At 47.1% G+C, this 11,442-nt stretch carries 7 protein-coding genes and 1 riboswitch; of the genes, 4 read left to right on the top strand and 3 right to left on the bottom strand.

Annotated elements, in window-relative coordinates:
* Positions 1 to 108: 108 nt before the first annotated feature.
* A complete protein-coding gene (locus K5Q99_RS09265; RefSeq protein WP_220776699.1) occupies positions 109 to 2,259 on the top strand; it encodes a M3 family metallopeptidase in 2,151 nt (716 codons plus the stop codon).
* 184 nt (positions 2,260 to 2,443) lie between these two features.
* Here the strand turns inward: K5Q99_RS09265 and K5Q99_RS09260 are convergent, their stop codons facing one another.
* The 3 genes from K5Q99_RS09260 to K5Q99_RS09250 all read right to left on the bottom strand — a co-directional run bounded on the left by K5Q99_RS09260 (position 2,444) and on the right by K5Q99_RS09250 (position 6,060).
* Positions 2,444 to 4,012 (bottom strand): Na+/H+ antiporter NhaC family protein, encoded by a 1,569-nt coding sequence (locus K5Q99_RS09260; RefSeq protein WP_220776698.1) that lies wholly within the window; start codon positions 4,010 to 4,012, stop codon positions 2,444 to 2,446.
* Positions 4,013 to 4,091: 79 nt separating this feature from the next.
* Positions 4,092 to 4,288, bottom strand: a riboswitch (Lysine riboswitch).
* A gap of 95 nt (positions 4,289 to 4,383) precedes the next feature.
* The gene (locus tag K5Q99_RS09255; RefSeq protein WP_106651011.1) at positions 4,384 to 5,310 is read right to left on the bottom strand and encodes an electron transfer flavoprotein subunit alpha/FixB family protein; all 927 of its coding nucleotides are present in this window, start codon (positions 5,308 to 5,310) and stop codon (positions 4,384 to 4,386) included.
* Positions 5,311 to 6,060 carry an electron transfer flavoprotein subunit beta/FixA family protein gene (locus K5Q99_RS09250; RefSeq protein ID WP_220776697.1) on the bottom strand — a complete coding sequence of 250 codons (750 nt, stop codon included), beginning with the start codon at positions 6,058 to 6,060 and terminating at the stop codon, positions 5,311 to 5,313.
* 311 nt (positions 6,061 to 6,371) lie between these two features.
* On the opposite strand from K5Q99_RS09250, the gene K5Q99_RS09245 reads away from it, so the two are divergent.
* The 3 genes from K5Q99_RS09245 (at position 6,372) to K5Q99_RS09235 (ending at position 11,415) form a co-directional block, all read left to right on the top strand.
* The gene (locus tag K5Q99_RS09245; protein ID WP_006082339.1) at positions 6,372 to 6,764 is read left to right on the top strand and encodes an H-NS histone family protein; all 393 of its coding nucleotides are present in this window, start codon (positions 6,372 to 6,374) and stop codon (positions 6,762 to 6,764) included.
* A gap of 215 nt (positions 6,765 to 6,979) precedes the next feature.
* Positions 6,980 to 10,069, top strand: coding sequence for an amidohydrolase family protein (locus K5Q99_RS09240; protein ID WP_220776696.1), 3,090 nt, complete (start codon positions 6,980 to 6,982; stop codon positions 10,067 to 10,069).
* The gene (locus tag K5Q99_RS09235; RefSeq protein WP_220776695.1) at positions 10,069 to 11,415 is read left to right on the top strand and encodes an amidohydrolase family protein; all 1,347 of its coding nucleotides are present in this window, start codon (positions 10,069 to 10,071) and stop codon (positions 11,413 to 11,415) included. The genes K5Q99_RS09240 and K5Q99_RS09235 overlap by 1 nt, the downstream gene beginning before the upstream one ends.
* The last annotated feature ends 27 nt before the right edge of the window (positions 11,416 to 11,442 follow it).

The following is an 11,442-nucleotide window of genomic DNA, read 5'->3' as shown; positions in this document are numbered from 1 at the left end:
GACTCCTTTTTATTTAGATACAGCCCCATAACAAGCCATTTTCAGTCCCATTTAAGTTACTAACGTTACAGTCCTAAAAAACAACAATTCAAAGGAAGTCACTCAATTATGCGTAAACGTTTTATTGCCATCGCCATCGGCGCCACGCTCACCGCCGGATTTATGGCAGGTTGTAGCAACACAGAAAGCAAAGCCCCTAACGCCATGTCGGTACAAGTCCAAAACCCCTTGTTTCAAGTCAGTAGTCTACAATATCAAGCGCCCGACTTTAGCCTCATCAAGAATGAGCATTTTACGCCTGCCCTAGAGCAAGGCATGGCCGAGCACTATCAAGAAATCCTCGCGATTGCGAATAATCCCGCAGCGGCCAGTTTCGATAATACGATTGTGGCTATGGAGAAAAGTGGCGCCCTGCTCAGCCGTGCATCGAGTGTGTTTTATAATTTAGCGGGTTCGAACAGCAATCCAGAGCTGCGTAAAATTCAAGGTGAAATGGCGCCCAAAATGGCGGCCCACTCGGACAACATTAACTTAAACCCAGCGCTATTTGCCCGTATCGAAGCCATTTATAACGATCGCACCAACCTAGGTTTAACCCCAGAAGCTGTGCGTTTGGTTGAGGTCTATCATCAACGCTTTATCATGGCGGGCGCAAAACTCACCGACGAACAAAAAGTGAAAATCCGTGCATTAAATGAAGAACAATCAACACTGACCAATGAGTTTTCCCAGCGTTTACTGCGCCTAACTAAAGAAATCGCCGTTATCGTGGAATCAAAGAATGAGCTTGCAGGATTAACTGACAGCGACATCACTTCGGCCGCAAACGATGCTAAAGCTGCGGGTCACGATGGCAAGTATCTGATCAATATCACCAACACCACTCGTCAGCCCGTATTGGCCTCACTGGAAAACCGTGAACTGCGCCAACGCATCTGGGAAGCCTCGGCTAACCGTGGCTTAAGTGGTGAAAACGAGACGGCGTCACTGGTATCTCGTTTAGCGCAACTGCGCGCTGAGCGCGCCGCGCTATTAGGTTATGAAAACTGGGCCAGTTATCGCCTAGCGCCGCAAATGGCCAAAACACCAGAAGCGGTTTACAGCATGTTTGGCTCTATGGTGCCAGCCGTAGTCGCAAATACAGAGAAAGAAGCGGCCGATATTCAAGCCATGATCGACAAGACTGGCGGCGAATTTGAACTGGCGCCATGGGACTGGGAATTCTACGCCGAGAAAGTCCGCCAAGAAAAATACGCCCTCGATGGTAATAGCATTCGCCCATACTTTGAGTTTAACCGCGTCCTCGAAGATGGCGTGTTCTACACACTCAAAGAACTCTATGGCGTCACCCTAAAACCTCGCCCAGATTTACCGGTTTACCATCCCGATGTGAAAGCCTACGAAATGTTTGACGCCGATGGCTCAAGCATGGCCATTTTCTACGCCGACTATTTTGCCCGTGAAGGCAAACGTGGTGGTGCTTGGATGAGTTCGTTCGTCGGCCAATCCTTCCTCGAAGGCACTAAACCTGTGGTCGTCAACGTGATGAACATTAAGAAAGCGCCAGAGGGTGAACCCACCTTCGTCAGCTATGACGAAGTCACCACTATGTTCCATGAAATGGGCCACGGTACCCACGGCATGTTCTCCAAAGTGACTTACCCAAGTCTGGCAGGCACTTCGGTTTCCCGTGACTTTGTCGAATTCCCATCAACCTTCGAAGAAGACTGGGCGGCCCATCCCAAAGTGTTGGCCAACTACGCTAAACACTATGAAACGGGCAAACCCATTCCCGATGAATTGCTGCAAAAACTGCTGAAATCTGGCAGCTTTAACCAAGGATTCGACACACTGGAATACATGGCCGCCGCATTAGTGGATATGGAGTGGCATTCATTAAGCCCAGATGCACCACTGCAAGATGTGGCCACCTTTGAAGCCAATGCCCTGAAAAAGCACGGCTTAAACATCAGCGCCGTGCCGCCACGCTATAAGTCGACCTACTTTGCCCACGCCTTCCCCGGTGGTTACTCGGCAAGTTATTACGCGTATATGTGGAGTGAGATTTTAGCGGCTGATGCCTTTGCCTATGTGCAAACCCAAGGCGGGCTCAATCGTGAAATCGGCATGAAGTACCGCAAAACCATTCGTGAAGTGGGCAATAGCATAGCGCCAATGGAAGCCTACAAAAACTTCCGTGGACAAGAGCCAACGACACAAGGATTGCTAAAACGCCGCGGGCTAGACCAAACACTTTAAGCTACAAAAAACCTAAGCGGCAAGTAGCCTAAGTTAAGTACTGATAGCCTTAATGCGATTAGGTTAAAGATAGAGATAGAGATAGAGATAGAGCGTTAACCAAAAAATCAGCCAGCATAATGCTGGCTGATTTATTTTGACTTATTCGTAGTGAACCTTTGCCGTGCAAGGTTTCAATTAACGTTTAGCTAATTGCGCCTTTAGATTTGATCTTAAGTACGATGATGCTAACCACAAACACCACACTACAGGCCACTAAACCTGCGACAACTGACTCAGTAAATCCAAGTACGACATAACCCGTTAAGCTAATAAACGCCGCAATCAATGCATACGGTAGCTGAGTGACGACATGGTCGATATGGTGACAACTCGCGCCCGTAGACGACAAAATCGTGGTATCGGAAATCGGTGAACAGTGATCGCCAAATACCGCGCCCGCCAGCACAGAAGCAAGCATAGGTAGCATCATACCAGTGTGACTTCCCATCGCCATATCCGCAGCAATCGGCAACATGATACCGAACGTGCCCCAGCTAGTACCGGTTGAGAACGCAGTAATACCCGCTAACACAAACATTAGGGCTGGCAAAAAGGCGAACGGAATATTGCCCGTCGCGAGACTCGCCATAAACTTGCCGGTTTCGAGCTGGCCAATCACGCCTGCGATAGTCCAAGCAAATAACAGGATATAAATCGCTGGCAGCATAGAGCGAGCGCCCTGCACTATGCCTTTGACTATCATTGATTTCTCAACGCCTTGGACTAAATTCAATATCAACGAAATCGCTAAACCGATTAATGCACCAAAGAAAAGGGATGAACTGACATCGGTTTTCTCAAACGCTGAAATAATATTAAATTCAATCCCTTCAGTGGCAAGTACTTGAGCGCCACTGTTGATCATAAAATACAGGGTCGCAAATACCAATACTGTAATCGGCAGGAATAAACCTAAGATCTTACCGGTTTCGGCCTCAGGTAAATCCGCATTGGCTCCAGGCGGTAATCCCTTTGACTCATCGTATAAATTACCACGTTGGGCATTGAGTTCATGCTCGCGCATTGGCCCAACATCTAATCCCATAAAGACAACGAAAAGTAATAATAACAAAGAGAAGATTGCGTAGAAGTTCATTGGGATCATTTGAATAAAAATACTCAAATGGCCAGTATCAGCAAAACCATGGGCCGTTAATATTCCACCAATAAGTGCAATAATATACGCGCCCCAACTTGATACTGGAGAAATAACGCACACAGGTGCCGCAGTTGAATCTAATAAATAAGCTAACTTAGCACGGGAAATATAATAACGGTCGGTAACAGGTCTAGCGACCGAACCTACGACTAAGCTATTGAAATAGTCGTCAATAAAAACCACACACCCTAAAAACATGGTTAATAATTTAGCGTCACGTTTATTACGTATATGTAAACGAGCCCAATCGGCAAAAGCCCGCGCGCTGCCACTTACGGTAATTAACGCTGTGATCATTCCCAGTACAATTAAGAAACCGAGAATATATAAGTTCCACGAATTAAGGCCATCGCCCGTCCAAAAAAGTCCTTTAACGCCATTAAATACAAATTCACCCGTCGCTACAGGTGAAAATTGATTGAGCAATAAAGCACCAATTAAAATACCTAACCCCAAAGAAAGCAGTACACGGCGAGTTAAGATCGCCAACACAATAGCCACCGCAGGCGGCAGCAAGGAAAGTGCCGAATCGGCATAATTCATAACAGTCATTGATTATTATCTTCGTTAAATACGAATGGAGGGCGACTGAACTGGTGGGGAAAGGCAATAGATACCCAAGGTCACCTGTCCTATCAGTAGCGCTCCATAGTAACTATTTCCAACATCCGTATCGGAAAATACTATGGCAGTGTTGCACCTATTAAGTGCAACCCCAGCAGTTGATCGTGATAAATCGAACCACTTCGGCACCAAATCCTTTCGCAATCGATCAACGGAATCACCCTACTGATCACTACTAATATTTGGCGCGCCTCTACTTCTAAGAACGCCCGTACGCGGGCGTGAGGCACATAAAAACATAAGCGGCTTAGCAGATGCTACCGCAAAGCCACTTAATGTGACCTAGATCACAGATTAAATCAACCGAGACTTGTGATCAGCTCAGGAACCGCCTCAAATAAATCGGCAACTAAGCCATAATCGGCAACTTGGAAAATAGGCGCTTCCGCGTCTTTGTTAATAGCAACGATGACTTTTGCGTCTTTCATGCCCGCTAAATGTTGAATCGCGCCAGAAATCCCGACGGCAATATACAAGTTAGGCGCAACGATTTTACCGGTTTGACCGACTTGTAAATCGTTAGGCACAAAGCCAGCGTCAACTGCCGCGCGTGATGCGCCAACCGCAGCACCGAGCTTGTCAGCAAGCTGCTCTAACATGCCGAAGTTTTCACCACTGCCCATACCACGGCCGCCAGAAACGATAATGCCAGCATTACCTAATTCTGGACGGGCTGATACCGTCAAAGATTGAGAAACAAACTGAGTTCTCGCTTCAAACACTTTATCGAGTGTCGTCACAGCCGCGCTGTTACCTTCTGGCGCAGCGTCAAAGGCACTGGCGCGCACTGTCATCACTTTGATTGCATCATGGCTTTGCACTGTCGCTAAGGCGTTGCCCGCATACACAGGGCGCACAAAAGTGTCCGCACTGACGACGGTAATGACTTCAGAGATTTGCGCAACATCTAATAATGCCGCTACGCGCGGAAGCGTGTCCTTACCTAAGCTCGAAGCCGAAGCCAGAATGTGGCTATAGTTAGGGGCTAAGTCCACCAGCAATTTGGCAAAATTTTCCGCTAAATGCGCTTCATACACGCTAGCATCGGCAACGAGCACTTGGCTAACGCCTTGAAGTGCTTGTGCAGCTTGGACAACCGCGCCACATTGGTGACCCGCAACCAGTACATGCACTTCATCGCCAATGGCGCGAGCGGCAGTGACGATTTTTGCCGTATCGAGTTTCAGTGCGGCATTATCATGTTCAGCTAATACTAAAATGGCCATTTAGATCACCTTCGCTTCATTTTTTAACTTTTCAACTAGCTCAGCTACCGACGCTACCATGATGCCTGCTTTACGTTCTGCTGGCGGAGTGACCTTCACGACCGTTTGGTGACTCTTTAATGTCACGCCTAAGTCGGCCACAGTAAAGACTTCTAATGGCTTACGCTTGGCTTTCATAATGTTAGGCAGTGAAGCGTAACGGGGTTCGTTCAAACGTAGATCGGCGGTCACGACAGCAGGTAAAGGCAGTTTGAGAGTTTGCATGCCGCCGTCAATTTCACGGGTGACTTGTAATGTATTCGCTTCTAATTTGATTTCTGAAGCAAAGGTCGCCTGTGGCATATCCATCAGCGCTGCGAACATTTGACCGGTTTGATTGTTATCGCCATCGATAGATTGCTTACCAAAAATCACCAGTTCGGCTTGTTCTTTGTCTTGTACCGCTTTGAGCAATTTGGCGATAGATACTGGCACCAGTTCGTCTTCAGTATCGATATGGATCGCACGGTCTGCACCTAATGCGAGCGCAGTACGTAATTGTTCTTGAACGGCTTTATTACCAATACTGACAACAACCACTTCAGTTGCGCTACCCGCTTCTTTTAAACGAACCGCTTCTTCTACTGCGATTTCACAAAAAGGGTTCAACGCCATTTTTAGGTTTGCGGTGTCAACACTTGTATTGTCAGCTTTGACCCTGACCTTCACATTGGCATCAACAACGCGCTTAACGGGCACCAATACTTTCATAGGGTTTCCTTCCTACACTTTCATGTACATGGACAAAACATTGGTTAATACCAATGCAGGATAGAGCAACTTTACGTCCTGTTAACGTTAACGTCAACCAAAGTCAAACGCCTGTTTGCATTTTTTAATCCTCAGCAACGGCTACTTTTTTGAACACTTATTTGAGGAAATAAGAAAAGTTCAAAATATAAATAATATTTAATTTACTTAAAATGCATAATTTTATTTGATTCGAGCTATATTAGTTTCTATCATTTAGCTGTTGTTCACCATTATCCTGTATTAAAAATTAGAGTGGGACGAAAATAGATATGAGCGAATTTTTAGAGATATTAACTCACGGCCGTCGTTTTAAAGCAGCAGTTAAAGAACTTAGCGTTGAAGAGTTACGTGATTTAGCCGACAAATTAGATAAAATTTTAGTAGAACGCGAGTCTATGGCTGAGGAAGAAGAACAAGCCATGGCAGCTCGTAATGCTAAGATTGAAGAAATCCGTCAACAAATGGAAGCCGTTGGTTTATCCATTGATGACTTAGGTGGCGTAGCTGTTAAAGCAACCGCGAAAAAACGCGCTCCTCGTCCAGCTAAATACCAAATCGAAGTTGACGGTGAAATGGTTCAGTGGACTGGCCAAGGCCGTATGCCAACCGTATTTAAGAACGAGATCAACAAAGGTCGTTCTATGGAAGATTTCTTAATCTAATCCAATTCGGTGTGGCGGTTCGAGTAACCAACACCTATTTGCATAAAAGCTCGCATTCATTGCGGGCTTTTTTATATCCATTATTGGCTGCAATCTAAAACAACAAGCGTTAATCCCACACCTCATTCCCGCTCAAATTGCGTTACAATTCAACCTTAGTATTTACATCTGCTTTCAGTTACTCTTTATTCACCCTCACTCGATTGAATAAAATAATGCAGATAAACAATAAGATAATTATAAGCTGCAGCATGATCGCTAGCTTAGTCTCACAGACCACATATGCCCAAATCAATACAGGGACAACCTCCAATAAACTCACGGCTTTTACCCATGCTGAATTAATGATTGCGCCGGGTAAGCGTTTAAGCGATGCCACTTTATTGGTTGAAAATAATCGAATTAAAGCCATTATTGAGCACGGTGACATTCCCGCTGGCGCATTTAAAATCGATTTGAGTGGTTATACTATTTACCCTGGATTTATCGATCCTTTCACCGATTATGGGATTGAGTTCGAATATCCAAAACTTGGGCTCACTCGTCCTGTCTACGATATTAAACGTATCGGCGGCAATGCAGACAATGGCGCAATTCATTCTGAAAAAGAATGGTTTAATTACGTTTATCCCAATAAAGAACGCGCGAAAGAGTGGATCAATAATGGTTTTACGAGTGTGCAAAGTAGCAAACTCGACGGAATCTTCCGAGGGACGGCTGTCAGCCTGTCATTAGCAGACAAAACCGCCAACGAAGTGATTTATCGTGCCCGCAGTCAACCTTTTATGGCATTCGATAAAGGCTCATCTGAACAAGATTATCCGTCATCATTAATGGGCAGTATTGCACTTATTAGACAAACCTTTGCCGACGCCAATTGGTATAACCAAAATAAAAACAAACAAGGCAATGGCGCAATAAACAATCAAGTCGAATTTAATATCGCCTTTGAACGCTTAGATGATTTAACCGATAAGCAAATTATCTTTGAAACCAAAAATCTCAACGATCAATTGCGTGCCGCCCATTTACTCAAAGAACATAAATTGCCAGCCAACCTGCTCGGTAATGGTCAAGAATACTCGCGCATCAATGAGTTAAAGGCGCTGAACTACCCGTTAATCTTACCTTTAAACTATCCACAGGCGCCCGATGTCGGGACAGATGATGCCGATCGTGAAGTATCCCTGGCGGATTTAAGACAATGGGAACGTGCGCCAACCAATCCAGCAGAAGTTGCCAAAGCAGGTATTCCCTTCGCGCTAACGCAATTTGGTATTAAGACCGATGCTTTTTGGCCGCGCCTGCGCCAAGCCATTGCTCAAGGTTTGAGTGAAGAGCAAGCCTTAGCCGCACTGACCACCCAAGCCGCCGAGATGACAGGCACCGCCGATTTTACCGGCAAACTCGCCCCCGGTTACATGGCAGACTTTGTAGTCACTAAGGGCAATATTTTTAAAGAAGGTCAGATATACAGTGTTTGGTTGCAAGGTCAGCAGCAAAGTCTTCGCTCACTGCCCCAAGCACGATTACTGGGCGATTATCAATTAAGCCTCAATAACCTCACGCTGGATTTATCGCTGCAAGATGTGAGTAAAGGGGATAAACCCAAAATCCAAGGCAGCTTAAGCAGTGGCGAACAAAGCATCGCGCTCACTCAACTTAAGTTAGATGACGACGGTCGATTAAGCTTTACTGCCGATTTGAGCGCCGCAGGCATCAATGGCCTTAGCCGCTTTACGCTGTGGATGGCCGATGACGGTATTCAGGGCCGCATGGTCGACGCTAAGAGTCGCACCACAAATGTTGCCGGTATTGCGATAGCGCAAACTGCAGCGGTTGATAATGCCACTCAAGCAGACAATCAAACGCCCAAGGATAAAGCCAACACGAGTCTAGTGAGTCACCTCACCTACCCTAACGTCGCTTACGGACTGAGCGAAGCGCCTAAGGTTGAGAAGCTGCACATAAAAAATGCCACCCTGTGGACCTCGGATAAGCAAGGCATTCTCGAACATGCAGATCTCTTGATGGCCAATGGCCGCATCGAAAAAATTGGCCAGCAACTCAGTACGCCTTCTGGTTATCAAGTCCTAGATGCAACGGGTAAGCATCTTACTGCGGGCATTATTGATGAACACTCGCATATCGCCATTAATGGTGGCACCAACGAAGGCACGGATGCCGTAACCTCTGAGGTACGGATTGGTGATGTGATTAATCCCGACGATATTTCACTCTATCGCGCCTTAGCGGGCGGCGTCACCAGCGCACAAATTCTGCACGGCAGCGCCAATCCTATTGGCGGCCAATCGCAACTGATCAAAATGAAATGGGGCGAAACGGCCGAGCAACTTAAATTTGCTAACGCGCCCGCCAGTATCAAGTTCGCGCTTGGTGAAAACGTTAAGCAGAGCAACTGGGGAGAGAAATTTGTACAACGCTTCCCGCAAACGCGTATGGGAGTCAAAGCGTTATTTGAAGAGACCTTCGATGCCGCCATCGCCTATGAAAATGCGTTAAAAGCCTATGATGACCTGCGCTCCAGCGATAAGAAAAAAACCGTTGCACCGCGCCCAAGTTACCGTCTGCAAGCAGTGGCCGAAGTATTAAATCAGCAGCGTGATGTGCACATTCATTCCTATGTGCAGTCAGAAATCCTGATGTTTATCCGCTTAGCCGAGGCTTATCACTTTAAAGTGCAAACCTTTACCCATGTGCTCGAAGGTTACAAAGTGGCGAGTGAACTGGCCGCCCATGGCGCTGGCGCATCGACCTTTGCCGATTGGTGGGCCTATAAGTTTGAGGTGTACGACGCGATTCCGCAAAACGCTTGCCTGATGCAAAACAAAGGCGTGACCACCAGCATAAACTCAGACGACTATGAAATGCAGCGCAGACTCAACCAAGAAGCGGCGAAGTCTATGATGTATTGCAATATGTCGAAGGAAGGTGCTTGGAACATGGTCACCATCAATCCAGCCAAGCAATTAAGAGTCGATGAATTTGTTGGTTCACTCACCCCAGGCAAAATGGCCGATATCGTACTGTGGAACGCAGAGCCTCTGTCGATTTATGCCAAAGTGACTCAGGCATGGGTTGAAGGAAAACGCTACTTTGACCGCGACCAAGACCAAGTCGCCCAGCTCGCCGTAGTCAACGAGCGCGCCGCACTGATCCAAAAAATTCTCAGCAGTGATGAGCAAGCCAAAGCGGGTGAAAAAGTCACGCCACTTAACGAGCCACAGTGGCACTGCGACACCCACTATCAGGCATGGGGCCACACTCATGAGGGAGCCAAATAATGCAACATTCATCTAAACCCGTTTTGTTTGCGGCGCTACTGGGCGCGATTTGCACCACGCTGGCCCCAGTTATGGCCAGCGATATCGTGCCTACACCTAAACAAATCCGCAGCGTACTGATAAAAAACGCCACAGTGCACACAGTCAGTCAAGGCGTGCTCAGCAACACTGATGTCTTGATTGAAAATGGCAAGATCACGGCCGTTGGACCTCAACTCACCAGCCAAACCAACAGTGCAACCGCAGAAACCAGTGACACTCAAGTCGTCGATGCCAGCGGTAAACACTTGTATCCGGGCTTAATTGCCCTCGATACCAGCTTGGGCTTAGTTGAAATTGAAATGAGCCGCCCCACGGTCGATAACGCCGAGGTGGGTTATATCAATCCGCAGATCAGCTCAGCCACAGCTTACAATGCGGATTCGGAGCTCATCCCTACCATACGGTTCAACGGCATCACCCACGCGCAAATCGTCCCGAGCGGCGATGGTATTGCTGGCCAATCGGTACTAGTGGATCTCGATGCGTGGACGATTGAGGATGCACTGACACAAAGTGCAGGACAGTTCCATGTCTACTGGCCGCAAATTAAACGCATGCCAGAAGATGAAAAAAAGAAAGCCAAAGCCATCGAGAAAAATCAGCAGGCGATCGACCAGCTCAATATCGCCTTTGAGGATGGCTATCGCTATTTCTTAAGTGATAAAGCCAAGGGCAAAGATAAAACCAAGGATGAAGATCCACAGTCCGCGACCAACAACCTGCGCTGGCAGGCCATGTTGCCGCTATACCAAGGTAAAGCGACACTGTTTGCCCATGCCGACAGTGTTGGCCAAATTGAGCAAGTGATTGCCTTGACGAAAAAATACCAATTCAAATTGGTGATTGTCGGCGGATACGATGCATGGCGTTTGGCCTCAAGCCTGAGGGAAGTTAAGGCGGGGGTCATTTATCCTCATACCTTGAGTCTGCCTAAGCGTAAAGATGAGCCGGTGGATTTGCCCTTTAAAATCCCCTCCTTGCTCGCCAATGCAGGAGTTCCCTTCGCCCTTGGGTTCTCATCGGACTGGAATAGCCGTAACTTACCCTATGCAGCAGGTTATAGCGCCGCCTATGGTTTAACGCCTGAGCAAGCGCTTAAGTCGATCACCTTAGATGCCGCAAAACTGTTAGGTGTCGAGGATTTAGGGGCGATTGCCGTGGGATACCAAGGCAGTGTTGTACTGTCCGAGGGGGACATTCTCGACCCTATGACCAATAAGATAGAGGCTATCTGGATTGAAGGACGGCAGATAGATCTGAATAATCGCCATCAGCAGCTTTATCAAAAGTACCTTAAGCGGTAGAATTTACTCAGATAATAATATCGCATC

The sequence above is a fragment of the Shewanella hafniensis genome, assembly GCF_019655335.1.
GTDB lineage: Bacteria > Pseudomonadota > Gammaproteobacteria > Enterobacterales > Shewanellaceae > Shewanella > Shewanella hafniensis.
This window is presented reverse-complemented; position numbering and strand designations above follow the sequence as displayed.